This window comes from Oceanobacillus sp. FSL W8-0428 (assembly GCF_038004405.1).
In the GTDB taxonomy this organism is placed as follows: domain Bacteria; phylum Bacillota; class Bacilli; order Bacillales; family Amphibacillaceae; genus Oceanobacillus; species Oceanobacillus sojae.
In genome coordinates, this window is the sequence record NZ_JBBORB010000001.1 from 172,923 (window position 1) to 199,747 (window position 26,825).

A 26,825-nucleotide genomic window follows, 5' to 3' on the forward strand; every position below is an offset into this window, starting at 1 on the left:
ACCAACTATTCAGAATAATTGATGAAAGTAACAAAGATTACTAGCCCCTTCTTTGACGGGCGTCTGCTGCACGCTTTAATGCTTCTCCAACATTTCGGACAGCCAGCATCAATATTAAAATCAGTACTGCCGGCGGAACCCAAATCCACCATCTATGCTCTAAGGTTTGCGGGTTTGTTGCATAAGAAATCAATGTTCCTAAGCTTGGTGTACTTTCCGGCAATCCAAAGCCTAAAAAAGACAGTCCGGATTCTAAACCAATATTTGCTGCCAAATTCAACGTCATTGTTACAATAATTAACGATACAATATTTGGCATAACCTGTTTGAAAATAATATTAAAGTTGGATGTTCCCAATGTTTTCGAGGCCTGCGCGTAATCCAGTTCCCTTTCCTGTAACGCCTTGGACCGGATTAGCCGGGCAATCCCCATCCACATAAAAGCAGACATAATTAGTGAAAATGTTATTGTATTGTAATCCGGAACAATTACCACAAAACTAATAATAATAAATAAAAATGGTAAAATATTCATAAAGTCAAGAATACGCATCATCACGTTATCAACATGACCGCCATAATAGCCGGATATCAAACCATAGGCGATTCCAAAAACACCGCTAAGCAGCGTAACTAAAATACCAATAGTTAATGAATTCCTGGTTCCAATAATCAATTGACCAAAGACATCTCTTCCACCATAATCTGTCCCTAGAATAAAGTCATCGCCAGGTGGCTCATTTATTGCGAATAAATCAACCGTGACAATCTGGTCCTGGTCTAAAAATATGGATAGACCGTATACAAAAGCTGCGACTAAAACCAAAAATATTAAGGAAACAAGTGCCAATTTATCCCGATATAATTCTTTTAATAATACTTTTATAGCTGAAGGGGTTTTGGCCTGCTCCAATTCCTTCACGTCAGTTGCTTCCATCTATAATCACCTCAAAATTATTAAGATTCTACTTAATACGAATTCGTGGATCGACAATACTTAATATAATATCTGATAATAAAGCTCCCATGATTTGTGCTGTACCAAACAACAGTACAAGTGAATTTGCAACACTAAAATCTCGCTGTGTAATAGATTCTAAGAATAGAAGTCCCATACCCGGGTAGCTAAATATCTTTTCCACAAATACCGTTCCAGTGATTAACGTTGTAATTTCCCAGCCAAAAAATGCAGCAATTGGTAATAAAGAATTTCTAAATATATGTTTATTATATACTCTCTGTTCACCTGCCCCTTTAGCACGGGCTGTTATAATAAAATCTTTTTGCTTCGTATCAATAATTTCACTCCGTAGATATTGAACAGTTGAGACGACTTGAATTAAAGCTATCGATATTCCTGGTAAGAGCGCATGATAAACTTTACTTAGCCAATATGCGATAGTTCCCGGTTCAGTACCCGGCGCCACACTTCCGCTGGTTGGAAACCAGCCTAAATTATAACCAAAAATCCAAAGCATAAATAAGGAAAAAATAAACAGCGGTGTAGCAAATCCAATATAGGTATAACCAGTAATAGCCTGATCAAGCAGCGTATCATTAAAACGTCCGCTAATTAGTCCTAATGGAAGTGCAATTAAATATGTAAAGATTAATGTAACAACCGATAGAAGAACCGTATTTACCATTCGCTGGCCGATTAATTCTGTAACAGGCATTTTAAAACGGAATGACTGACCAAAATCGCCTTGCAGAATACCTCCGACCCAGTCTACATACTGTATATACCAAGGGTTATTTAAGCCCAATCTTTCCCGTTGCTGCTCGACTGCCGCCGGATCAATACTTGGATCAATCAGTCCCGATAAAGCATCTCCGGGCATCATCTGAGCTAATATAAACACAATAATACTCAAAATAATGATTTGCGGGATAGTAATCAATAATCTTCTGACTATAAATTTCCACATAAATTCATCAACCTTTCTGCGGCAGAGCAACACGATGTGTGTCTGAAATAGATTTCAATTGGAAAGCCAATCCGTCCTGATCGAAAAAATCATTATAGGATTGCGTGTATTCTTCCAATACCTTTTGCCGATTATGAAATTGCTTTTCACGATTTTTTGGATCAATATCCGGAATTGCAGCAATTAAACGTTTCGTATAAATATGCTGTGGATTTTCAAAAATATCTGCTGTACTTCCCTGCTCCACATATCTTCCTTTATACATAATCGATATATTGTCGCACATATGCTTCACAATCCCCAAATCATGACTGATAAATAAATAGGTCAGGTTGAGTTCACTTTGAATTTCCTTTAAAAAGTTCAATACTTGAGCCTGTACAGATACATCTAAAGCAGATACAGGCTCATCCGCTATAATCAGCTTCGGTTTTAAGGCAATTGCTCTGGCAACTCCAATACGCTGCCTCTGCCCACCGGAAAATTCATGTGGATATTTAAAAATACTGTCAGGACTCACATTAACGATGTCTAAGAGCTCCTGTACACGCTTTCTCTCTTCTTGCTTCGATAATTTTTCAAAGTTCCGCAGCGGCTCTGCAACAATATCCAGTACCCGCTTTCTCGGATTTAAAGAAGAATAGGGATCTTGAAAAATCATTTGTACATCTTTCCTGAATGCTTTATTTTTTGTTTTTTTATCTGTAATATCTTTTCCATCAAATAAAATCTTCCCGGAGGTTATATCCTCCAAGCCAATGATCGCCCGTCCTGTCGTTGACTTTCCGGAGCCGGACTCACCGACTAGACCATATGTTTTCCCCTGTTCCATCTCAAAGGATACACCGTCAACAGCTTTGATATGATCCACTGTCCGATTAAAAATTCCACCTTTTATCGGGAAGTATACTTGTAAATCTTGCACCTCAAGAAACGCCATTTGCCTGCTCCTCCTTATTATCCGGGAAGTAAAAATGCTCATAACATGTGCATCTGACAAAATGTCCGGATTCTACTTCATGTAATTCTGGATGCTCCTCATGATGTGAAGCATCAATCCAAGGAATCCGTTCTGCAAAACGGCATCCTGTTCTTGGTAAATTCTTCAAGGTAGGTACAACACCCTGGATTACATGAAGCCTGTCCTGTCCTTCAGCCGGTACCGAATTTAATAAGGATCTTGTATATGGATGCAACGGGTTTGCAAACAGTTTGTCTACAGGTGCAATTTCTACAATTTGCCCTGCATACATAACAGCTACACGGTCAGCCATTTCCGCCACAACACCTAAATCATGGGTAATCAAAATAATCCCTGCATGTATTTTTTCTTTCAGTTCACGAACTAAGTCAAGAATTTGCGCTTGAATGGTTACATCCAAAGCTGTAGTAGGTTCGTCAGCAATTAACAACTCCGGGTCATTAGCAATCGCTATTGCAATAATAACACGCTGTCTCATACCACCTGATAATTCATGCGGAAATTGCTCATAAACGCGTTCCGGTCTTGGAATTCCAACTAGGTTAAGCAGCTCAATAGTTCGTTTTTTCCTGCCCTGCTGACCAAGTTTTTTATTATGCAAAAATAAATTTTCTTCAATTTGTCTGCCTATTGGCATAAGTGGATTTAAAGCAGTCAGTGGATCCTGGAAAATCATCGCCATTTCGTCTCCACGTATTTTATTTAACTTTGAGTTCGACATCTTGACAATATTTTGATTATTTAACAAGATTTCTCCTTCAATTTTCGCTTTTGTATGCAGACGCATAATCGAGAATGCCAGAGCGCTCTTTCCCGAACCAGACTCTCCAACAATTCCCAATACTTCATTTTTATTCAAGGTAAGCGTTACATCATCTACCGCTGCGTAATATTCATCCCCAATACGAAAAGATGTTGAAAGGTTTTTTATCTTTAAAAGTTCATTACTCAACCTACATCCCCCTTAACCAAAATGTTTTTTCATTCTCTATGCTGTATGTTTCAGGCAATTCAAATTTTCAGCAAACCTCCCCTTTCTGATTTCCGAATAATCAGATGACGAAAATTTGAGTAATTTCTGAATAAAAAAATGCATGCACGATCATTCATTTTTAATTATCAATAATTAAAATTTTTTTGAACAAACATAACATGGTCTCGGCTTGGCTCAGCTCATCTACTAAATTATATTTTTCCCTGCTCTCAGCAGTAATCTATGATATAAATTTAGTTTCTCTAGTAAGCGATTTTTTCTATCTTGCGGACGATATGTAATATGTAAAGAATATAATTGTTGTAATTTTTCTGAAAATTGTCCGTAAATAAATAAGAAATTTTATCGCTTTAACAGGCTAAATTCTATTCTATTTTTATTAATCTTTGTTACCTCTAAAATGTTGCAATTTCATTTCAAAAATTTGAATTCGAAAACTTATCGTAAACAAATCTTAATATACTTTGAAATTATAGTTTATAACCTTGCTAAAATCAATAGGTTTTGACAAAAAATAAGATTGGCAGCTGTATACATAATTTCCTTTATGTCACCAAAAACCTTTAAAATCAAGGGATTATTCCAATAATTTACTAAAAAAATTAATTTAAATTTTTTCAATTTTCTTCTCATAATTTTGTGTCGTTTTATCAAAAAAATTATCTATATATCGTCATGAGTACCAAATATTAACTGTTTGAAGGAAGGAAAAAATACTTTTAAAAAAGGATAAAAATGGATAACAGCATGCGTTATGTATGAATTAAAATAAAAAAACAAAGTAAAATGGTTTTAGTATTCAGCCCTTATATTCCGAATCTAAGAAAGTATTTTTATAGATTTTCACAAAAAGAATAATTCATTATGAGAGTGTTACGACAATTTTGCATAAAAAAAAAAGTATTTATTGAGTCCTGCCCACAAATGAAAAAACTTCTAACATAATAAATAAAACTTCATTCAATGAGGATATCCTCATTGAATGAAGTTATTTATAAAGCAACATACGATTTTACTTTTTTCGGTTTATACTTTTCGGATAACTCTTGAATTCGCTGCATGTTCCCGATATCGAGGTTCCCACCACTCACGATGACTCCGCAATGTCTAGAACGAAGCTGATGATGATGTGCGAATAAGGCTGCCAGAGCAGCTGCTCCAGCTCCCTCCATCAATGTTTTATTCCGTTCAAGCATATATATAATCGCTGCAGCAATTTGCTCATCAGTTACAGTTACAATATCATCTACATATTCTTGGATAATTGGCAATGTATGCTTTCCAGGTTCTTTTACAGCAATCCCTTCTGCAATAGTATCCACTTGCGTCAGCTTTTTCACCTGCTTGGTATGATAGCTGTCATAAATAGCGGCAGCTCCTTCAGCCTGCACACCAATCACCCGGATATTCCGGTTGATATGTTTGGCTGCTACTGCAATCCCGCTAATTAAACCGCCGCCGCCGATCGGCACTAAAATGGTGTCTATGCGATCTTCCTGACGCAGCAATTCCATTGCAATAGTGCCTTGTCCAGCCATAATATCATAATCATCAAATGGATGAATATAGGTTGCACCTGTTTTCAGCTGATGCTCTAATGATGCCTGATAGGCCTCCTGAAAGCTTTCTCCTGTCAAAATGACGTCAGCACCATAATTTCTTGTTGCATTTACTTTAGCCAGCGGTGTTCCTTCTGACATGAATATTGTTGCCTTCACACCTAATTTTGACGCTGCATGCGCAACTCCTTGTGCATGGTTTCCGGCAGATGCTGTAATAACACCATTTGCAAGCTCTTCATCTGTCATTTGCATCAGTTTATAACTTGCGCCCCGAAACTTAAATGCTCCGGTTTTTTGCTGATTTTCCATCTTACAATACACATGCTTCCCTACCAAATCATCTGTTGTGTGCGATGTTAACAGCGGTGTTTGATGAACAATTGGCTTTAATTTCTTCCATGCTTGATATACTTTTTCACCAGTTAAGCGATCCCCAAGTGAATCCACACTCCTTTAATACTCTGATTGTTTCTAATCTTCTTTCTATCTCTCTATTTTCTCATATTTTTCTGTACTTAGCATTTTTAAGCACGTTTTTCTTCAAATGCTTGAATCGCATCTTCCTCTAGAAGAGTCAACGCAATATCATCCCAGCCGTTAAGAAGTTTCTCCTTATGATAAGGCGGAATATCAAATGAAACTACGGTGCCATCTGTATCTGTAATTTCCTGTTTTTCTAAATCAACATCTAATGTTAATCCCTGCTCCGCTTTTTTCATCCACTGCTGGACCTGCTCTTCATTCATTTTTATTACTAATATGCCGTTTTTCAACGAATTATTATAAAAAATATCTGCAAAGTCAGGAGCAATAATGACTTTAAACCCGTAATCCTCTAAGGCCCAAGGAGCATGTTCACGGGATGAGCCACATCCAAAATTATCACCAGCTAACAATATTGTAGCATTTTCATATTTGGGCTGGTTTAAGACAAAGTCATCACGTAAATTTCCATCATCATCAAAACGCCAATGGAAAAATAAAAACTCTCCAAATCCTGTACGTTCAATACGCTTTAAAAATTGCTTGGGAATAATCTGATCGGTATCCACGTTTCCACGATTCAACGGAGCAGCAATTCCTTTATGTTCTTTAAATGGTTCCATGCTTATTCCTCCTAACTCGGTACTCCGACAAATTGTCTCACGTCAACGAAATGTCCTTCAATCGCTGCTGCTGCTGCCATCTCTGGACTTACCAAGTGTGTACGCGCCCCGTTCCCTTGTCTTCCTTCAAAATTCCGGTTTGACGTTGATGCACATCTGCCGCCTGCTGGAACAATATCATCATTCATTCCAAGACACATACTGCAGCCTGAATTTCTCCATTCAAACCCTGCATCTATAAATATTTTGTCCAGGCCAATCTCTTCTGCCTGCTGTTTAACCAAGAATGATCCCGGCACAACAATCGCTTTAATGCCTTCTTTGACTTTCTTGCCTTCTACAATCTTAGATGCTTTTTTCAGATCACTTAGACGGGAATTTGTACAGGAGCCGATAAATACATGGTCCACCTCAATCGATGTGATTGGCTGGTTTTCATTTAAATCCATATATTTTAGTGCTCGCTCAACTTCCTCAGGATACTCAGCATCTTTAATAACAGGTGTAGCAGCGCTTACTGGCACACACATTCCCGGGTTCGTACCCCAGCTTACCTGAGGTTCAATTTCATCTGCATGTATTGTAACAGTGTGATCATATTCTGCATCCTCATCTGTTGCCAAAGCAAGCCATTCTTCTGCTAACGCATCAAATGCTTCTCCTTTTGGAACCATTTCACGACCGCGCAGGAATTCTACAGTTGTTTCATCTGGACTGATTAAACCGGCACGTGCTCCAGCTTCAATAGACATATTACAAATTGTCATTCTTTCTTCCATGGTTAATTTGCGGATAGCTTCTCCTGTATATTCCATCACATATCCCGTTCCAAAACGGACACCGAATTTTGCAATAATCGCCAGGATTAAATCTTTTGCAGTAACACCAGTACCTAAATCTCCAATAACTTTTACATTTAAAGTTTTCGGTTTGTCCTGCCAGATTGTTTGTGTTGCCAGCACATGCTCTACTTCACTTGTTCCAATCCCAAATGCAAATGCTCCGAATGCTCCATGTGTGGATGTGTGGCTGTCTCCACAGACAATCGTTTTTCCCGGCTGGGTTAAACCTAACTGCGGTCCGATAACATGGACAATACCCTGATCCGGGTGATACATGTCTGCCAGCTTTACTCCAAAGTCTGCACAATTCTTTTTTAATGCTTCCATTTGTTTGATAGAGATTTCATCCTTCATATTCTCTCTATTAATAGTAGGAACATTATGATCCATTGTAGCGAAAGTAAGATCAGGACGTCTAACCTTCCGTCCATTTAATCTTAAACCTTCAAACGCCTGCGGAGACGTTACCTCATGAACAAGATGCTGGTCAATATATAAAAGAGCCGGCTTTCCTTCCTCTTCTTTTACAACATGCTTATTCCAAATTTTTTCAAAAGCTGTCAAAGCCTTTCCCATTTTTTTACACCTCCGAAACGATATATATTGTTTTTAATACCGGAATCTCTTTATAATGAGTGTTCAAAAAGTCCTTTTTACCGTTTTTTTTGAACATCCTCTTATACATAAGAGCTACAAATAGAATCAGAAATACATTTCGTAGTTAAATTCTCGATTATCGCTTCTGTTATTTCTTCTGTACTCATTTGTTTTCCATCTTTTATATTTAAGTCTGATGTGTGATAGCCCTGCTCCAGGCAATCCATTACTGCTGTTTCAATTGCTTTTGCTTCTTCCTTCATTCCTAGAGAATATTCGAGCATTAATGCAGTTGACAGAATCATTCCGATTGGATTTGCAATTCCTTTTCCAGCGATGTCAGGAGCGGAACCATGAACCGGTTCATACATGCCCAGGCCATCTGTGCGGACACTTGCTGATGGGAGCATTCCCAGTGACCCTGTCAGAACAGAAGCTTCATCACTTAAAATATCACCGAATAAGTTCTCTGTTACAATAACATCAAAGCCGCTCGGATTTGTAATAAGCTTCATTGCTGCTGCATCTACCAGCAAGTGTTCTACTTTTACGTCTGGATAGTCAGCTGCTTTCTCATTGACAATTTCTCTCCACATCCGGCTCGACTCTAATACATTTGCCTTATCGACCGAGGTTAAATGTTTATTACGGATTTGTGCAGATTCGAAGCCTTTTTCAACAATTCTTTCAATCTCTTGTCTTGAATAGGCTAACGTATCTACGACATCCTCTCCGTTGTTTCTGCGTTCCCTCGGTTCGCCGAAATACAAACCGCCAGTCAGTTCACGAACAATCATCATATCTGAATCTTTGACAATCTCTTCTTTTAAAGGAGAAGCATGCAAAAGGGATGGGAATGATTTAACAGGGCGCAGATTAGCAAATAATCCTAAGCCTTTACGAATTCCGAGCAGCCCTTTCTCCGGTCTGAATTCAGGGGGCTGATTATCCCATTTCGGACCTCCGACTGAGCCCAAGAGAACTGCATCCGCTTCTTCACATGCTTTTAGTGTATCATCAGGTAATGGCACACCATAACGGTCAAGAGCATCTCCGCCAATAGCACACTCCTGGAGAACAAAATCATGATGATATTCACTTTCAATTGCTGCGAGCACCTTTTTAGCTGACTCCATAATTTCTTTACCGATTCCATCTCCAGGTAACAGGACGATTTTCTTTTCCATTATTATTTCTCCTTCTTTTCACTCGTGAACGAGCTGTTTAATAGTTGCTTTTTTCTGAACATAATAGCGATTTATCGCTTGAATAAGTGCATTGGCTGAAGCCTGCAGGACATCCTGTGCTGTGCCGCGGCCATTGTTAATTTGTTCATTTATTTTGATTTGCACATGTGCCTCTGCCAGAGCATCTTTTCCGCCGCCGACAGAATTCAGCTGGTAATCTGTCAAAGTGATTTCTTCATCTATTAAAGAATTAATTGTCTTATACAGCGCTTCGACACTTCCGCTTCCGTACTCTGTTGCTTCTACATTCACCCCGTTTGGAGCTTTTAAAACAACTGTTGCAGATGGTGTATCCTGTGTATCATAGGATACGCCGAATTGAATTAATTCGTATTTATCAATGTTGGAGGAATCTGTTTTGATTTCCATTACAATAGCATAGATATCATCGTCTGTTACTTCTTTTTTATGATCTGTCAGCTGTTTAAATTGTTCAAAAGCCTCTTTTAACTCTGCTTCTGTTAATTCAATTCCAAAGGTATTCACTTTATCTTTAAAAGCATGTCTTCCGGAATGCTTGCCGAGGAATAATGTATTTGGAGTTACTCCGACCAGCGCCGGTGTGATAATTTCATACGTCTCTGCATGCTTCAGGACGCCATCCTGGTGAATGCCTGATTCATGAGAGAAAGCATTTCTTCCAACAATCGCTTTGTTTGCCTGCACATACATTCCTGTCAATTTAGACACAAGATCACTCGTTCGTTTCGTTTCATCGAATTTCAAACTTGATGCATATGGGAAATAATCAGAGCGTACATGTAATGCTAAAGCAACTTCCTCTAACGCTACATTTCCTGCCCGCTCTCCGATTCCATTAATAGCACCTTCTACCTGAGTTACGCCATTTTGAATAGCAGAAAGTGTATTAGCTGCTGCTAATCCCAGGTCATTATGGCAGTGACAGGATAATTCTACTTTATCAATATTCGGTACATTTTCTTTTATATAACGGAACATGCTGCCATAATCCTCCGGCGTTGCATAACCAACGGTATCCGGCAGGTTAATGACAGTTGCTCCTGCATCAATGACCTTTTCAATAATCTCTGCTAAGAAGGCTTTGTCGGAACGAGTCGCATCCTCCGCAGACCATTCGACATGATTAAATTTTTCCTTTGCGTAGCGAACCATGCTCACAGCCGTTTCGACAACTTCCTCAGGAGACTTCTTCAGCTTATATTTCATATGAATGGGAGATGTAGCAATAAATACGTGGATAGCCGGTTTAGCGGCATCCTTTACTGCTTCATAAACTGCATCAATGTCCGATTTAACAGTGCGGGCTAAACCAAGAACAGTTGATTTTTTTATATTTTGGGCAATCGCCTGAACAGCTTCAAAATCTCCTTTGGAGGAGGCTGGAAATCCAGCCTCAATCCGATCCATTCCATATCTTTCAAGCTGTTTGGCAATCTGTAATTTTTCTTCTTTATTCAAATTAACTCCAGGTGACTGTTCGCCATCTCTAAGAGTTGTATCAAAAAACTTAATTATTGGCATGTGCTTTTTCATCCTTTTTTGCATCATCACTAATTGGATTTTTAATGAATGGCATTAAAGCACGTAACTCCCTTCCAACAACTTCAATTTGATGTTGATTTTCACGGCGGTTAATTGCATTAAATTGCGGACGGCCAGTCTGATTTTCAGAAATCCATTCTTTCGCAAATTTACCAGTTTGGATATCAGAAAGAATGTCTTTCATGCGCTCTTTCGTTCCTTCATCAACAACACGCGGACCAGATACGAAGTCTCCCCATTGTGCAGTATCAGAGATAGAATAACGCATATTTTCCAATCCACCTTCATAAAGCAGGTCAACAATCAGCTTTAATTCGTGTAAACATTCAAAGTATGCAACCTCTGGCTGATAGCCAGCTTCTGTTAATGTTTCAAAGCCTGCTTTTACAAGTGCTGTTGCTCCACCACATAATACAGCCTGCTCTCCAAACAGATCTGTTTCTGTTTCTTCCTGGAAGGTTGTTTCTAATACACCGGCTCTGGCTGCGCCAATACCATAAGAGTATGCAAGTGCTATATCTTTTGCATTTCCAGTATAATCTTGTTCAATTCCGTATAATCCCGGTACACCGGCACCTTCTTCAAATGTACGTCGTACAAGATGTCCAGGTCCTTTTGGTGCTGCTAAGAAAACATCTACGTTAGAAGGAGGCACGATTTGTGTAAAGTGAATATTAAATCCGTGAGCGAATGCAAGTGCATTTCCTTCTTGTAAATTATCCTTGATGCTTTCTTGATATACTTGTGGCTGCATTTCATCTGGAAGCAATACCATCACTAAATCTGCCTGAGCTGTTGCTTCTGCTACAGAATATACGTTAAAGCCGTCTGCTTCTGCTTTTTGCTGTGATTTCCCCGGGCGTAAACCAACAACTACCTCAAAACCGGAATCTCTTAAGTTCATTGCATGTGCATGACCTTGTGAACCATATCCAATGATTGCGATTTTTTTATCTCTTAGTACCTCTTTATTAATATCCTTGTTGTATAATACCTTTGCCATAATGTAATCTCCCTCTCATCTTTATCTATTTTTTTAATTTCACAGGATATGATGACTTCTGTATTGTCCTTTGGACGTTCTTAACAGAAGCTCCTGTCTTTCTATTATCCGTGAGCTGAAATACTATTTAGCTCACTAAAACCTTGTTCAGGCTGATAACCTCTTGGAAATGCTGTTAATCCAGTTTTCGTTAAGTCCTTAATTCCATATGGTCTGAGCAATGAAATTAACGCATCGACCTTTTCCGGCTTCCCGGTAACTTGTATTGTCAGACTATCCTTGCTGATATCAATAACATCTGCACGGAATGCAGAGATTAATGTCATAATTTCTGCTCTTGTCTGATTGGTAGCAACAACTTTTACTAAAGCAAGCTCCCTGGTCACAATTGCTTTATCTGTGACATCTAAAACCTTAATCACATCGATTTGCTTGTTCAGCTGTTTTGTTAATTGCTCCAGCTTCTGCTTATCGGAAACTTCAACGACAAATGTCATTTTGGAAATACCTTTCACATCCGAAGCTCCGACAGAAATACTTTCAATATTAAACTGGCGCCGGTTCAGCATTCCAGTTATTCTATTTAACACCCCGCCACGATCTTGTACTGTGGCAATGATTATGCGTTTCATTTTGTCACCCCAATCATTTCGTGCATTCCTTTACCCGGCGCAATCATCGGGTATACACATGTATCTCTGTCAATACGGCAGTCAATAACAACAGGACCATCATGTGAAAAAGCCTCTTCCAAAACTTCCGGAACATCTTTTTCATCTGATACACGCATTCCTTTAATTCCATAACTTTCCGCCAGTTTCACGAAATCAGGGTTTTCTGAAAATAAGGAGTGTGAGTAGCGTTTCTCATAAAAGGTTTCCTGCCACTGTCTTACCATTCCAAGCGCATCATTATTTAAAATAACAACTTTTACTGGCAGATTTTGAGATTTCAAGATAGCCAGCTCCTGCAATGTCATTTGAAAACCGCCATCTCCTACTACAGATATAACTAGATGATCTGGTTTGGCGATTTGTGCGCCAATTGCAGCAGGAAAGCCAAATCCCATGGTGCCGAGTCCCCCAGAGGTTACCCAATTGTCAGGGTTTTTAAAAGGATAAAATTGAGCTGCCCACATTTGATGCTGTCCAACATCTGTTGTTACAACTGCTTCTCCTTTAGACTTCTCATGAATCTGCTCTATCAGCCATTGCGGACTGATTGGATTGTCGCCCCGGTCATACCAAAGTGGATATTTCTTTTGATTGCTCTTTAATTTATCCAGCCATTTCGTATAATCTCCACGTTTCACTTCCTGCTGCAGCAGCACATTCAATGCCTGCTTTGCATCTGCCACAATCGGAATAGCTGTCTTCACATTTTTTCCTATTTCAGCAGGATCAATATCGATATGAGCCACTTTTGCATTTGGAGCGAAGTGCTGCAGATTTCCAGTTAAACGATCATCGAATCGTGCTCCGATATTGATAAGCAAATCACTTTCATAGATTGCTGTATTCGCTGTGTATGTTCCATGCATTCCGCCCATGCCAAGCGATAAATTATCGCCGCCGGGATAACTCCCCAGGCCCAGCAGTGTCGTAACAACCGGAATCTCCCAATTATTAACAAATTGTTTTAACTCTTCTGTTGCACCAGATAACAGAATTCCTGCTCCGGCAAGCAATACTGGTCTTTCCGCTTTGCTCAGCACATCTGTTATTTTTGAGATTTGCATCGGATTCGGATAAACAGTCGGCTGATAGCCGGGTAAATAAAAATCATCCTCATAATCATTAATAGTAACTGTTTCAGAGATACTTTTAGGAATATCAATCACAACCGGTCCCGGTCTGCCTGTAGTTGCAATGTGAAATGCCTCATTCACAATTCTCGGTAAATCTGCAATATTATTAACCTGATAATTGTACTTGGTAACTGGTGTAGTAATTCCTATCATATCCGCTTCCTGAAAAGCATCTGTTCCAATAACCTGCTCTGCAACCTGCCCCGTGAATACAACAAGTGGAATAGAATCCATCATGGCATCTGTTATGCCTGTAATTAAGTTAGTTGCTCCCGGACCAGAAGTTGCTATAACAACGCCCGGTTTTCCTGATACTCTTGCATATCCTTCCGCTGCATGTATGGAGCCTTGCTCATGTCGCGAAAGTACATGCTTGAAGGATGTATCGTTTCGATGCAGTGCATCATAAATTGGTAAAACAGCACCCCCCGGGTACCCAAATACAACTTCAACGCCTGCTTTTTCTAATGCCTGAACTAACAAATCAGATCCTGTGACCAAATTGCTCTTCACTTCTACTTCTTGATTTGCATTAACTTTCACAACAATGCCCCTCCTTTTTTCTTAAAAAACTGAACCTTTTGATTAAACTAACTATTTCCTGCAATGCGGGTTTGGAAGTTTTTATTTAAAATAATAAAAAAAGACCCTTTTCCCCCCATGTACATGTGTTTCTATCATGTATGGGGCGAAAAGGATCTGCTTTTCACGGTACCACCCAGTTTCGCAAAGTTCTTTCAAACTTTGCCTCAATAGCTGCCAGAGCTATGTTTGATAACAGGTACATTGATTACCATGCACCTGGTCACATATAATTGGAATGTTCCTTTCCATGTGACACTCAGGGACGATGTCGGAATAAGTAGCAATTCTGGGCTTCCAGCAACCCCAGATCTCTGTAAAAGCTATTCGTCTTTTCCTTTTTTCCCGTCAACGTATTAATTATATTTGTGAAGTAACAACTTCTCATTATCTTAAAAGTTGTTTTGTTAAGAAATATCTTATATTGCGAACAATCATATCTTGTTTCCGTATGATAGTCAATAGTATTTTGTAATTTTTTTAATAATTCTATTTAGTCTGATTTTATGTATGCGTTTTCATTGTTGTTATGCGTTACACTCTCATTTTTCTTTAAAATTATATTACAGTTTGTTTTTTGTTTGAAAATTATAGAGATACTTTTTTATTACTTATATCTGGTAATCCTAAAATGAAATCTCCCATATTTTTAATCATATACTTAATCAATGAATACTATCATTGTTACGTCAAATCTCCCTCAGGAAAGATTTTTCCAATTACATAAAAGTGCCATTGCACAATCAGTTACTTGATTGTGCAATGGCACTTATCATTCATTCTGTTCATAGAACCTATTTTTAATCCCGGTTCAAATAATCCGTAATCGCACCCAGAGAAGAACATCTTACATTATGTGCGTATTTGCCTAAGATACCTTTTTTATATAATTCTGGTGCTTTCCATGCTTGCCGGCGCTTGTCCAATTCTTCATCAGAAAGGTCCACAAAGATTTCTTTTGTAGATGAATCAATGGTGACACTGTCCCCTTCTTCGAGAAGTGCAATTGGGCCGCCAGATTGAGCTTCTGGTGAAATATGTCCAACTACTAAACCATGTGTACCGCCAGAAAAACGTCCATCTGTTAATAAAGCAACAGACTCTCCCATTCCTTTACCTACGAGAATACTGGAAATAGACAGCATTTCCGGCATTCCCGGCGCACCTTTTGGTCCTACATAGCGGATAACAAGCACATCGCCGTCTTTAATTTTATTACTCATTACAGCCTTTGTTGCCTCTGCTTCTGTATCAAATACACGTGCAGGGCCGGTATGTCTGGTTACTTTAACACCAGATACCTTTGCAACTGCACCAGTTGGGGAAAGATTCCCTTTTAGAACGATCAATGGTCCATCTTCTCTTTTCGGTTCGTCTAATGGCATAATTACCTTTTGACCTTCTTTTAATGATGGAGCATCTTCTAAATTCTCTTTGATTGTTTTTCCTGTTACTGTCATACAATCTCCGTGAAGATAGCCATTTTCATAAAGGAGCTTCATCACTGCCTGGACCCCGCCGACATTGTGAAGGTCCTGAAATACAAATTGGCCGCTCGGCTTCAAGTCAGCCAGATGAGGTACTTTTGCCTGGATACGGTTAAAGTCGTCAATAGTCAAGTCTACTTCTGCTGCATGAGCCACTGCTAATAAGTGAAGAATAGCATTCGTAGAACCGCCAAGTGCCATAACAACGGTAATCGCATTTTCGAAGGCTTCTTTCGTCATAATATCTTTTGGATAAATCTCTTTTTCCAGCAATGTTCTAATGGCTTTTCCAGCTGCTTCCACATCCTTCAGTTTTTCCTGAGATTCTGCCGGATTGGAAGAACTTCCCGGCAAACTCAGTCCCATTGCTTCTGCCGCGGAAGCCATTGTATTCGCGGTATACATTCCGCCGCACGCCCCTGCACCTGGACAGGCATGGCATTCTATGCGATTCAATTGCTTATCATCAATTTTTCCTGCATTATGCTGTCCGACACCTTCAAATACAGAAACTATATCAAGGTCCTTCCCATCAAGATTACCTGGTGCAATGGTCCCCCCGTATACAAAAATAGCCGGAACATCAGAATTGGCAATAGCCATCATACACCCGGGAATATTCTTATCACACGCTCCAATCGCAACAAGGGCATCCAGATTCTCTGCGCCGACAACTGTTTCAATTGAATCAGAGATAAGATCTCTGCTTGGCAAAGAATAGCGCATCCCCTGTGTTCCCATGGAAATCCCGTCTGATACCGTAATCGTATTGAAAATCAATGGTACCGCATCGGCTTGACGTACACCTTTTTTAGCAATTAATGCTAAATCATTCAAATGTATATTACATGGCGTTACCTCGGCCCATGTGCTGGCAACTCCGACCATCGGCTTTTTAAAGTCTTCATCAGTAACACCGACAGCACGCAGCATTGCCCTATTTGGAGCACGCATAGTGCCATCAAAAGCTTTACTTTTTGTTCTTAAATCTTTCCCCATTTTTACACCTTCCTTTTCGCCCTATTATAGGTATAATATTCCCATAGTTCAATCTATTTAGTGTTTTTTCTTTTTTTACAGATATTAAGGGAAGCGTTTTCTCTATTATAGTGAAGCAATTCTGTTCTTATAATATTCTCTATTATCATACAAACCTTTGATCTGTTGTTCTTATACAATACGAAACTTTATATTGACAATACATTGGATGTTGCTATATTGGTAAGAAATACTTTTTCATATGAATCTGCATTTTCAAATACTTTTATGTTAAAATATCCGTATGTTATTAAAAAATAACCAAACAACATCCGTTTTTAACTTACTGAAAGTATCTTATCTTTATAAAAAATAATTTATTGTTTGTTAATAAACAAATCAATTGATTTATTCTAAGAACATTACTTATTTTTATAAAAGATTGGGTTCATGAAGAGTTGCTATCATATCTAATAATGCCCGATTGGTATTATTTTGATATCCATTTATTAAATTTATTTCAAAGGAGCTTACCATTCATGCTAAAAGATCAGCACATCCTAAGAATACCCGGACCAAGTCCTATTCCCCCAAGTGTCGGGCGCGCAATGAACCAGACAATGATAGGTCACCGCGGGAAAGAAACGAAAGAATTATTAGAACGTATTCTTCCAAAGCTAAAATCAGTGTTTGGAACAAAGCAGGATGTTATTCCTGTTGCCGGGAGCGGTACAGCAGGATTAGAAATGGCTGTCAGCAATGCAGCACATCCAGGAGATGATGTTCTTGTTATCGTCAGTGGGGCATTTGGCGATCGTTTTGCAAAGATATGTCAAGCTTTTCAACTAAAATTACATCGGATTGATGTAGAGTGGGGAGAAGCAATTAACCCCCAAACTGTTCAAGAGTATTTACAAGAGCATCCGGAAATCAAGGTCGTCTTTGCTACATATTGTGAGACTTCTACGGGTGTATTAAATCCAATCGAAACCCTGGCTAAAACCGTACATGAATCTTCTGATGCACTTCTCGTTGTTGATGGTGTATCCTGTCTTGGCGGTGTGGAAGCCAACATGGACGAGTGGGGTGTTGATATCTATGTAACTGGATCACAAAAAGCGTTTATGCTGCCGGCTGGTCTGATGTTTATTGCAGCAAGTGAGCGGGCATGGAAGGTAATTGAGGAAAATCCGCAGCCGCGTTTTTATTTAGACATGCGTGTCTACCGAAAAAACTTAGAAAAAGTTTCCACACCTTATACTCCGGCTCTTTCTCTTTTATTCGGTTTGGAACAGGTCCTGAATCTGATGGAAGAAGAAGGATTGGAAAATGTATATCAGCGCCATATCTTAATGCGTGACATGACAAGAGCTGCTTTTAAAGCTTTAGATATTCCTTTATTAACAACGGATGAAGATGCTTCTCCAACCGTAACAGCTGTCCATCCGGCTGATTTTGATGCAGAAGCACTGCGTTCCGTAGTAAAAGAACAATTCAACCTGACTCTAGCCGGCGGTCAGCAGCATATGAAGGGTTCTATTTTCCGAATTGGCCATATGGGATATTGTTCTCCTGCTGATGTGTTACAAACTATCAGCCTGCTCGAGATCGGTCTTGTGAAAATAGGAAAAGATATTCAGCTTGGTAAGGGTGTTCAGGCAGCTCAAGAAATTTATTTGCAACAGGAGGAAAAGTAAGCCATGACATATCGTGTTCTAATTAGTGACCCGTTAAGTGAAGAAGGTATTAAACCGTTAAGAGAGACGGAAAATATTGAGATCGTTAAAAATCCAGGCTGGGATGAAACAGAGCTTTTGGAGAATATCGATCAATTTGATGCTTTATTAGTCCGCAGTCAGACACAGGTAACTCGTCCTTTACTTGAAAAAGCAGCACGCTTAAAAATTGTCGGACGTGCAGGAGTCGGAGTAGATAATATTGACTTGGATGCCGCAACAGAAAATGGAATTATTGTAGTAAATGCACCAAATGGAAATACCAATTCTGCTGCGGAGCATACTGTTGCAATGATTATGTCCCTATCCAGAAATATTCCGCAGGCTTTCCATGCTTTAAAGCAAAAGCAATGGGACCGTAAACGCTTTGTCGGTGTAGAATTAAAACAGAAAACATTAGGTGTTGTCGGTTTGGGAAGAATTGGCGCTGAGGTAGCAAAGCGTGCAAAGGGTCAGCGGATGAATGTTATTGCCTACGACCCATTCCTGACAGATGAAAAAGCAGAGCAGATGGGAATCAAGCGCGGTACACTGGAAGAGGTACTTCAGGCAGGCGATTTCATAACAGTTCATACACCATTATTAGAAGAAACAAGACATCTGATTAATGCAGAAGCTTTTGAATTGATGAAGGATGGTGTACAGATTGTCAACTGTGCCCGCGGCGGAATTATTGATGAAGATGCTTTATATGATGCCATTGTTTCTGGAAAAGTGGCTGGAGCAGCACTGGATGTATTTGAGCAGGAGCCTTTTACAGAGCATAAACTGCTTACTTTGCCAGAGGTTGTTGCTACACCGCATTTAGGTGCAAGTACAGTAGAAGCCCAGGAAATTGTCGCTGTTGATGTCAGTCATGATGTTATCCGCTTCTTAGAAGGAAAAGCCGTACGTCATCCAGTCAACCTTCCTTCTATTCCAAGTGAAGCGATGCATCAAATCGAGCCTTATTTCTATTTAGCAGAAAAGCTCGGTACGTTTATTATTGATTTAGCGAATGAAGTTATCAGTGAGATTCGCATTAGCTATTCTGGAGACTTAAGTGAAATAGAATCAGGCCCTGTCACACGTAATGCAGTGAAAGGAATTTTAAAACGTTACCTGGGCAGCCGTGTAAATGATGTCAACGCATTATATCTGGCTGATCGTAAAGGAATTACTGTCAGCGAAAGTAAAAGATCTGCACGAAAGGGATTTACAAACCTGATTACCATAGAAGTGATTGGGGCTTCTGGAAGCAGAAAAGTTTCCGGTACGCTTTTAAACGGTCTGGGACCGCGTCTTGTCCGTGTAGATGACTACCAGGTTGATGCTACACCGGAAGGCCACATGGTTGTCATTCAGCATATTGACCAGCCTGGTGTTATCGGACGCATGGGAAGTGCCTTTGCAGAGCATAATATTAATATTGCTACCATGCAGGTGGATCGTTCCGATGTAGGCGGCAACGCAATTATGCTGCTGACTATTGACCGTCATTTAGAAGACAAAGCGCTTGCTGAAATTGCACTATTGGATGAAATTAAATCTGTCACTGCAATTGATTTATAAGAAAAAAACTCTTTTCATTACGCAAAGACGTCTTTAACCGGTACATATCTGGTTAAAGACGTCTTTTTGATTTCCTATGCAATATTTAATTCTCCTGCTGCACCCCTAACTATAAGTTTGCAGGATATTCTTCAGTTCTTTAAGTGATTTTATTTCAAAATCTGGCTCAACGGCACTATTATTTTCTGCATCAAATCGATTAAGCCAGACGGATTCAATACCTGTCCGGTTCGCCCCAATAATATCTGTATTCAGATTATCTCCTACCATTATTGCATCTTCTGCTTTAATATCTAATGCTTTTAAAACAACGTTAAATATCTCTGGATCCGGCTTTCCAGTACCAATATCACCTGAAATAAATATTTTTTCAAAATACGGTATTAATTCAGGTGAAATCTCTAATTTAAGGTTCTGGAGACTTGGAGAGCCATTTGTAACTAGTGCAAGGCGGTAATCCTTCTCAAGCTCTGTAAGAACTGTAAGTGCATCCTCAAATAAACAAGGGCTCTCTATCCGATAAGTCCGGAAAGCTTTAGCCAGTTTTTTAGCAAGTTTAGGATTATTTACCCCGGTGTCTTCTAAACCCGCCCGCCAGGCTTTTTCTTGATATACCGGAGCGATGTCCCTGAGCTGTTGAAATTCCTCTCCAGGATCATCAAAGGTTGCCCACAGTCCTTCAAATGGGTTAATTCCAATTTTTTGCGTATATGTATAAGTCGGATAAGAAGCATACAGTTCTCTGGCTCGATCGCGAACATTTTTTTCTAATTCCTCTGGCGAGATCCCTGCTTCCTTTTCCGCAAGCTGACACGTCAAATTGAAAGCATCCTTGACACTTTTTTTATCCCACAGCAGTGTATCATCTAAATCAAATAATACCATTTTTTTCATTATTTATATCCCCGCTTTATTATTTAATTAGTACGCGTAATCATAATTTAATAAATTAATTTAAAATTTAGTCTTGCTAAAATCTTTCATATGTCTTATGATATATAGAAATTTAATCAATGGCAAGGAGACTTTTGATATGGAAGAACAAACTATTCGCGTACAACGATGTGAAACAAAAAAAGAAAAGCCACAGGATGATCAATTAGTTTTTGGTAAAATTTTCACGGACCATATGTTTGTGATGGATTATTCAGAACCGTTAGGGTGGCATAATGCGAGCATTGTACCATATCAACCACTACAAATTGAACCTTCTGCAATGGTATTCCACTATGCACAATCTGTTTTTGAAGGTTTAAAAGCCTATCGTACGGATAACGGAAGCATTGAGTTATTTCGTCCAGAGAAAAACATGGAACGTTTAAACAGATCGAATGATCGTTTATGTATCCCTCCGATTGACGAAGAATTTGCTTTAAAAGCAATTAAACAACTGGTTTCAATTGATCGTGATTGGGTCCCTCATACAGAAGGTACATCGCTATATATTCGTCCTTTTATTATTTCTACAGAAACTTACATCGGCGTATCTGCAGCTGCACATTATAAATTTATTGTTATTCTTTCTCCAGTAGGTGCTTATTATAAAGAAGGCCTTGACCCGGTTAAGATTGCTGTAGAAAATGAATATGTCCGTACTGTAAAAGGCGGTATGGGTGAAGCAAAAACCGGCGGTAACTATGCAGCCAGCTTAAAAGCACAGGAAATAGTTGCAAAAACCGGTTATACGCAAGTTCTCTGGTTAGACGGTGTTGAAAAAAAATATATTGAAGAAGTTGGAAGCATGAATGTTTTCTTCAAAATTAATGGAGAAATTGTTACACCCAAACTAAATGGAAGCATTCTTTCAGGTATTACCCGCTCCAGTGTAATTGAATTATTAAATTACTGGGATATCCCGGTAGTTGAAAAACGTATTTCTATTGAAGAACTTTACGAGGCTTATAAAAATGGAGAATTAGAAGAAGCATTCGGTTCCGGAACTGCTGCAGTTATCTCTCCAATCGGTGAATTAAAATGGGAAGATAAACAAATGGTTGTCAATGAAGGGAAAACGGGAGAAATTTCGAAAAAACTTTATGACACGATTACAGGTATCCAATATGGTCATATAGAAGATCCATTTAACTGGATGCAAAACATTGAAACGGGAAGCACTGTGAAACATTAATAAATAAACCAGGCCAGGTATTACTCCCGGTCTGGTTTTTTAGTTTATATAAATTTAAGAATTGATATCGTATTAAATCAAATATACCGTGTATGCTATATCGATTTTTTTACCATTTACTTATAGTAATTTATTACCGGCAGACTGCCACAATTGATACCATTCTTCTCTTGTCAATGTAATATCAGCTGCTTTTACCATTTCTGTCAGACGTTTTGGTGTCATTGTTCCGATAATGGTCTGTACATTAGCCGGATGACGTAAAATCCATGCTATGGCAATCGTTTCACGTGCCACGCCATATTTTTCCCCAAGCTTATCCAGTTCCTTATTTAATTCTGGATATGCATCACGGTCCATGATAAAACCACCGAAAAATCCATACCGAAGCGGCGACCAGGCCTGAATAGTCATGTTATTTATCTGACTGTAATCGATAACCCCACCGTCAAAATCCATTGCCTGATCAAATGATGTATTCGCATACAATCCTTGATTAATCATACCAGAATTTGTGATACTTAATTGCAATTGATTGGCTACCAATTCCTGATCAACATACCTTTTCAGCAGTTCAATCTGACGCGGCCGGGAATTACTCACACCGAAATGTCGGACTTTACCGCTTTTTTCCAGATCTGAAAACGCCTCTGCTACTTCTTCCGGTTCCATAAGGGCGTCAGGGCGGTGAATAAGAAACACATCTAAGTAGTCTGTTTTCAAGCGCTTTAAGCTATTTTCAACAGATGAAATTAAATATTCTTTGGAAGAGTCATAAAATCCACTGCGTATCCCTGCTTTTGACTGAATAATCAATTTTTCACGGATAGACGGATTCATTTCAACCGCTTCTGCAAATACTGATTCAGATTTTCCTTTTCCATAAATATCAGCATGATCAAAAAAGTCGATTCCATGCTCTAATGCATTATGAATCACTTTATTCGCTTCCTCTTTCGTGCTCTGGTGCATGACCATACAGCCTAAAGAAATGACTGGAACAGATAATTCGCTATTTCCTAATTGTATACGTTTCATAATATCTACCTCCTTCTTACATTTTATCACAAGGTTCGACAATACCGATAATATTCCGGATTTGTTTTTATTAGATATCTTGTTCGTAATACCTCTTCACTGCCTTTGATTTGATCCATCCGCGTGAATCAAGAACACATGCTAGAAGTTAAAGAGAAATAAATTACTTCAATTTATATAATTCACTTAAGAAAAACCATGAAAATCATTTGGTCTTTAAAATACTGGCGTTCTTGCCAAAGAGCTCTCCGCTCCGGGAAGTAGCTTCCATCTATATGAAATATGTTTCTTTTACTTTCTTACAAAAAATTTATGCTATTTCTAGTGGAAGAAATACACGGAGACTCCTGCGGGAAGCGCAAATGTCTTCGGTGGGACGAGTAATCGCAGTCCCAGTGGGAAGACCCCACAGAAAAAAAGTACTCTTCTTTTTTCTGCCGCAGGCATAAGTGCGACTTTAGCTCTGTCTGCGCCTGTCTGCTTGCCAATCGCTAAGTCTTTTTAGAGGAGGCTGAGCTCGGGACCCACGAAAAGCGTAGCGTATTTCTGGAGCGGCTACCTTCAACAATTTTATTTGCTTTCTTATTCTTTTAAAAATATAAGAAAATCCTGTAGAGAAAAACTGGTTCTCTCTACAGGATTTTCTATTATCACAATAAATCGGGGTAAATTTTTAAAGCTGTAAGTTGATTATTTTTTTTGATTCGCAATGCTGCCCTCAGCCATTTGAATCATTCGTTTAACCATCTCACCACCGACTGCACCGTTTTCACGGGCAGTGGTATCAGCTCCTAAATTCACATGCATTTCATCAGCGATTTCTTCTTTCATCTGATTTACTGCACGCTCTGCTTGCGGTACTAACAACGCATTTCTTCGTTTGTCAGCCACCTCAGACCCTCCCCTTTTATTCGAAAGCAAGTGTAATACTTGCTTGCTTTTATCTTGTGTAGAACGCAATAAACTATACCAAAAAATTTTACCTTCTTAACCGTTTTCAGTACACAATGATCAACATTTACAATCAGGAAACGAATTATGTAGTATTTAAGACAAATGAAAAGTTTTTGCATAAGTGGATTAAATAGTACATAAGTATATCAAGTGATTCAAAAAACTACAAGAGGATCTTCAAAAAGCCCAATAAAAATGACACGGCGAATTTCCGCGTTAACGAATTCTTTTCGGGCTCACGTATTATAAAGCATACGCTCCGTTCGAAAAAAATTCGTCGCCTTGAACTTCTTGGTCCTATTTATTGAACTTTTTGAACTCGAACTAAAGGAATTTTTAAGGAGGAACACTTGATGTTAAAAGCAGATTACAGCGTCAACATTGACCTGCCCCAATCAGAGGTATGGAGTTATTTAGAAGATTGGTCTCATTGGGCAAAGCAGGTCCCTGGTTATCAAACACATAAGAAAGTATCCACAGCTGACTCGATTTGGGAGCTGCATGGGAAAGTCGGCACAATCACTAAGGATCTCAAACTGTATGTCAGAATCGTGGAAATGACGTCTCCATCTACCGTTCAATTCCGGGTTCGTGATTCTGAAAACCGGTGTTTAGGAAGCGGCTGTTTTAAGCTTTCCGGGCTCACTTCCCGTTCCTCCGAACTGACCTGTTTATTGGAACTTGAATTAAAAGGGCTTACTGGGAAAATAAGCGCACCACTTATCGGCTCTCTTCTTCCAGCATTGCTTGAAAAATTTGTTCAGCGCATTATAAAGCCTTTAAAAGAGGCAGATTCTGTTGCTTTATCACTTTAAATGCATGCAGTTTACTCTTTCTCCCAACAGTGATACATTAATATAGGTTTCATTATCATTGTCGGGAAAGGAAATATGCACATGGATCAAGCAAAAAAACCTACTGTATTTAAAGAATATGCCTATATTATTATTGGAGCAACCATTGTCGGATTAGCATATAATATCTTCTTCCTGCCGGCGCGATTAGCTGCCGGCGGCCTATCAGGAATCAGTACCATTCTTTATGAGCTGTACGCTATTAACCCTGCACTCAGTCAATTCGTAATTAATATTCCTGTTTTTATTATTGGATGGATTGCCTTGGGAAAGGATTTCAGCATTAAAACGCTTGTAGGGACTTTTTGGGTTCCTCTCGCTATTTTTTTGTCAGCTGATATTCCCATTACGGTTACCAATCCATTCTTAAGTGCACTATATGGCGGACTTATTCTAGGGGCTGGTCTGGGTATTGTCTACAAAGGAAATGGATCAACCGGAGGTACAGCAGCTATTGCTCAAATTGTGAAGAAATTCACTGGTATTTCCAGCGGCTATTCACAATTTATTGTAGATGGACTCGTTGTTATCACTTCTATTTTTGTATTCAGCTTTGAGCTTACATTATTTGCGTTAATGGCAATTTATATCAGCGGTAAAGCAATAGACATTGTCCAATTACGTACCTCTGCAACAAAGCTGGTGATGATTATTACTGATGAGGAAGAAAAGGTACAGCAGCTTATCCAGAATGGCATTGACCGGGGGCTTACAAAAATACGGTCTGTCGGCGGTTACACAAAACTGGATAAAACGATGATCTTGTGTGTGGCGGAACAGACAGAAGCAGTTAAACTGAAAAAATTACTGCAGGAAGAAACTCCGGAAGCATTCACTATTTTTATCAGTGCTTCCGAAATTCTCGGGAGAGGCTTCTCACTTGATAAATATTATGGGCAAAAATTTTAACTTACAAATTTAATAAAGCTGGAATATCGGGAAAACATCCTGATATTCCAGCTTTTTTTAGTCTCCATACAGCAGCTAAGGAAGCATATTTATAAAGTTTTGATAAGCAAATCCTCTAACCTGCTCCTCTGAATAATGCTTTTGTAATTCATTCAGTAAACAATCGTAGCCTGATGAATTAGTGATATTATCAATATAACAGCTTATCCCATCAAAATCAGAGCCGAAGCCGATATTTTTTTCTCCGCCAAGAGCACAAACGTGGTCAATATGTTCACAAAGGTCAGCAACTGTTGCCGTTCTTGCATCTTTTTTCAGAAAGACTGGATAGAGCGCAAAATGAATAGGCGCGTTTTTAGCAATCAAAGCTTTCAGCTGATCATCGTATAAATTTCTGGGATGATCACAAATTGCCCGGACATTGGAATGCGAAGCAATTGGATAATTGGCAAGTTCCATCACATCCCAAAAAGCTTTAACGGAAAGATGAGATACATCTGTTAAAACTTTATTCTTATTATTTAACTGGACAACTTCCTTTCCGAGTGTTGTAAGTCCTGCCCCTCTCGGCTCCCCGGCACCATCTGCACATAGATTGGCAGGATTCCAGGTCAGTCCAAAGGATTTCACACCCATTTGATAAAGTTTTTGGAGCTTTTCGATATCATTGCCGATAGCTTCTGCTCCCTCTAAAGTTAACACCGCACCGATTTCACCTGGACCAAGTGTGTGAATATCCTTCCAGTCATGGATAAACTTTACGTTCTCATTCTTTCCAACAATTTCTTCATGAAAAAGGTTTGCTTGTTCTTCTGCATACTTCCATTGATCTATTGTAGTAACTGTTTCCGGATTCACAAAAATTGCAAAAAACTGGACACTGACATTTCCTTCTTCCAGTCGTTTCAGGTTTGTTTCTATCTCCGGTGCGTCTCGAAAATCAAGTTTTCTTTGCTCCAGGCGGGCTGTCTGAAGCTTTAATAGCGCATCACAATGTGTATCAATTACCTTCATTT

Annotated in this window: 22 protein-coding genes; 5 read left to right on the forward strand and 17 right to left on the reverse strand. The window is 39.1% G+C overall.

Annotated elements, in window-relative coordinates:
- Positions 1-40: 40 nt before the first annotated feature.
- The 13 genes from MKY30_RS00780 to ilvD all read right to left on the reverse strand — a co-directional run bounded on the left by MKY30_RS00780 (position 41) and on the right by ilvD (position 16,660).
- On the reverse strand, positions 41-937 hold the full coding sequence (locus MKY30_RS00780) for an ABC transporter permease (RefSeq protein WP_339282780.1): 897 nt from the start codon (positions 935-937) through the stop codon (positions 41-43).
- Positions 938-965: 28 nt separating this feature from the next.
- The gene (gene opp4B / locus MKY30_RS00785) at positions 966-1,928 is read right to left on the reverse strand and encodes an oligopeptide ABC transporter permease (RefSeq protein WP_147210594.1); all 963 of its coding nucleotides are present in this window, start codon (positions 1,926-1,928) and stop codon (positions 966-968) included.
- Between the two features lie 7 nt (positions 1,929-1,935).
- Positions 1,936-2,868 carry an ABC transporter ATP-binding protein gene (locus MKY30_RS00790; RefSeq protein ID WP_147210595.1) on the reverse strand — a complete coding sequence of 311 codons (933 nt, stop codon included), beginning with the start codon at positions 2,866-2,868 and terminating at the stop codon, positions 1,936-1,938.
- Positions 2,855-3,862: an ABC transporter ATP-binding protein gene (locus MKY30_RS00795; protein WP_341082542.1), complete on the reverse strand. Its 1,008-nt coding sequence runs from the start codon at positions 3,860-3,862 to the stop codon at positions 2,855-2,857. The genes MKY30_RS00790 and MKY30_RS00795 overlap by 14 nt, the downstream gene beginning before the upstream one ends.
- Positions 3,863-4,896: 1,034 nt before the next feature.
- Entirely contained in the window at positions 4,897-5,913 is a 1,017-nt protein-coding gene (ilvA, locus tag MKY30_RS00800; RefSeq protein WP_156984923.1) for a threonine ammonia-lyase, read from the reverse strand.
- A 77-nt stretch (positions 5,914-5,990) separates the two neighbouring features.
- Positions 5,991-6,572: a 3-isopropylmalate dehydratase small subunit gene (gene leuD, locus MKY30_RS00805; protein WP_339282784.1), complete on the reverse strand. Its 582-nt coding sequence runs from the start codon at positions 6,570-6,572 to the stop codon at positions 5,991-5,993.
- A gap of 11 nt (positions 6,573-6,583) precedes the next feature.
- Complete coding sequence (gene leuC, locus MKY30_RS00810) at positions 6,584-7,990, reverse strand: 3-isopropylmalate dehydratase large subunit (RefSeq protein WP_147210599.1); 1,407 nt, start codon at positions 7,988-7,990, stop codon at positions 6,584-6,586.
- Positions 7,991-8,091: 101 nt separating this feature from the next.
- A complete protein-coding gene (gene leuB, locus MKY30_RS00815; RefSeq protein ID WP_147210600.1) occupies positions 8,092-9,198 on the reverse strand; it encodes a 3-isopropylmalate dehydrogenase in 1,107 nt (368 codons plus the stop codon).
- 18 nt (positions 9,199-9,216) lie between these two features.
- Entirely contained in the window at positions 9,217-10,761 is a 1,545-nt protein-coding gene (locus MKY30_RS00820; protein ID WP_341082544.1) for a 2-isopropylmalate synthase, read from the reverse strand.
- Positions 10,748-11,785 (reverse strand): ketol-acid reductoisomerase, encoded by a 1,038-nt coding sequence (gene ilvC / locus MKY30_RS00825; RefSeq protein ID WP_147210602.1) that lies wholly within the window; start codon positions 11,783-11,785, stop codon positions 10,748-10,750. Before ilvC ends, MKY30_RS00820 begins: the two co-directional genes overlap by 14 nt.
- Positions 11,786-11,889: 104 nt before the next feature.
- On the reverse strand, positions 11,890-12,417 hold the full coding sequence (ilvN, locus tag MKY30_RS00830) for an acetolactate synthase small subunit (RefSeq protein ID WP_147210603.1): 528 nt from the start codon (positions 12,415-12,417) through the stop codon (positions 11,890-11,892).
- Positions 12,414-14,135 carry a biosynthetic-type acetolactate synthase large subunit gene (gene ilvB / locus MKY30_RS00835; protein WP_341082546.1) on the reverse strand — a complete coding sequence of 574 codons (1,722 nt, stop codon included), beginning with the start codon at positions 14,133-14,135 and terminating at the stop codon, positions 12,414-12,416. Before ilvB ends, ilvN begins: the two co-directional genes overlap by 4 nt.
- 839 nt (positions 14,136-14,974) lie before the next feature.
- The gene (ilvD, locus tag MKY30_RS00840; protein ID WP_147210605.1) at positions 14,975-16,660 is read right to left on the reverse strand and encodes a dihydroxy-acid dehydratase; all 1,686 of its coding nucleotides are present in this window, start codon (positions 16,658-16,660) and stop codon (positions 14,975-14,977) included.
- 518 nt (positions 16,661-17,178) lie between these two features.
- On the opposite strand from ilvD, the gene MKY30_RS00845 reads away from it, so the two are divergent.
- A complete protein-coding gene (locus MKY30_RS00845; RefSeq protein WP_341082549.1) occupies positions 17,179-18,336 on the forward strand; it encodes a pyridoxal-phosphate-dependent aminotransferase family protein in 1,158 nt (385 codons plus the stop codon).
- 3 nt (positions 18,337-18,339) lie between these two features.
- Positions 18,340-19,926: a phosphoglycerate dehydrogenase gene (gene serA / locus MKY30_RS00850; RefSeq protein ID WP_341082550.1), complete on the forward strand. Its 1,587-nt coding sequence runs from the start codon at positions 18,340-18,342 to the stop codon at positions 19,924-19,926.
- Between the two features lie 105 nt (positions 19,927-20,031).
- Here serA and MKY30_RS00855 read toward each other — a convergent pair whose 3' ends face one another.
- Positions 20,032-20,820, reverse strand: coding sequence for an HAD family hydrolase (locus MKY30_RS00855; RefSeq protein WP_147210608.1), 789 nt, complete (start codon positions 20,818-20,820; stop codon positions 20,032-20,034).
- Positions 20,821-20,959: 139 nt separating this feature from the next.
- Between MKY30_RS00855 and MKY30_RS00860 the strand changes: the two genes are divergently transcribed.
- On the forward strand, positions 20,960-22,054 hold the full coding sequence (locus tag MKY30_RS00860) for a branched-chain amino acid aminotransferase (protein ID WP_147210609.1): 1,095 nt from the start codon (positions 20,960-20,962) through the stop codon (positions 22,052-22,054).
- 120 nt (positions 22,055-22,174) lie between these two features.
- Here the strand turns inward: MKY30_RS00860 and MKY30_RS00865 are convergent, their stop codons facing one another.
- Positions 22,175-23,092: an aldo/keto reductase gene (locus tag MKY30_RS00865; RefSeq protein ID WP_147210610.1), complete on the reverse strand. Its 918-nt coding sequence runs from the start codon at positions 23,090-23,092 to the stop codon at positions 22,175-22,177.
- 690 nt (positions 23,093-23,782) lie between these two features.
- Positions 23,783-23,983 (reverse strand): alpha/beta-type small acid-soluble spore protein, encoded by a 201-nt coding sequence (locus MKY30_RS00870; RefSeq protein WP_040978737.1) that lies wholly within the window; start codon positions 23,981-23,983, stop codon positions 23,783-23,785.
- A 416-nt stretch (positions 23,984-24,399) separates the two neighbouring features.
- On the opposite strand from MKY30_RS00870, the gene MKY30_RS00875 reads away from it, so the two are divergent.
- Together MKY30_RS00875 and MKY30_RS00880 are read left to right on the forward strand one after the other, a co-directional pair.
- Positions 24,400-24,861, forward strand: coding sequence for an SRPBCC family protein (locus MKY30_RS00875; protein WP_341082552.1), 462 nt, complete (start codon positions 24,400-24,402; stop codon positions 24,859-24,861).
- 81 nt (positions 24,862-24,942) lie between these two features.
- Positions 24,943-25,809, forward strand: a complete 867-nt coding sequence (locus MKY30_RS00880) for a YitT family protein (RefSeq protein ID WP_147210612.1) — start codon at positions 24,943-24,945, stop codon at positions 25,807-25,809.
- Positions 25,810-25,884: 75 nt separating this feature from the next.
- Here the strand turns inward: MKY30_RS00880 and MKY30_RS00885 are convergent, their stop codons facing one another.
- Positions 25,885-26,823 carry a dipeptidase gene (locus MKY30_RS00885; protein ID WP_341082554.1) on the reverse strand — a complete coding sequence of 313 codons (939 nt, stop codon included), beginning with the start codon at positions 26,821-26,823 and terminating at the stop codon, positions 25,885-25,887.
- Between the last annotated feature and the right edge of the window lie 2 nt (positions 26,824-26,825).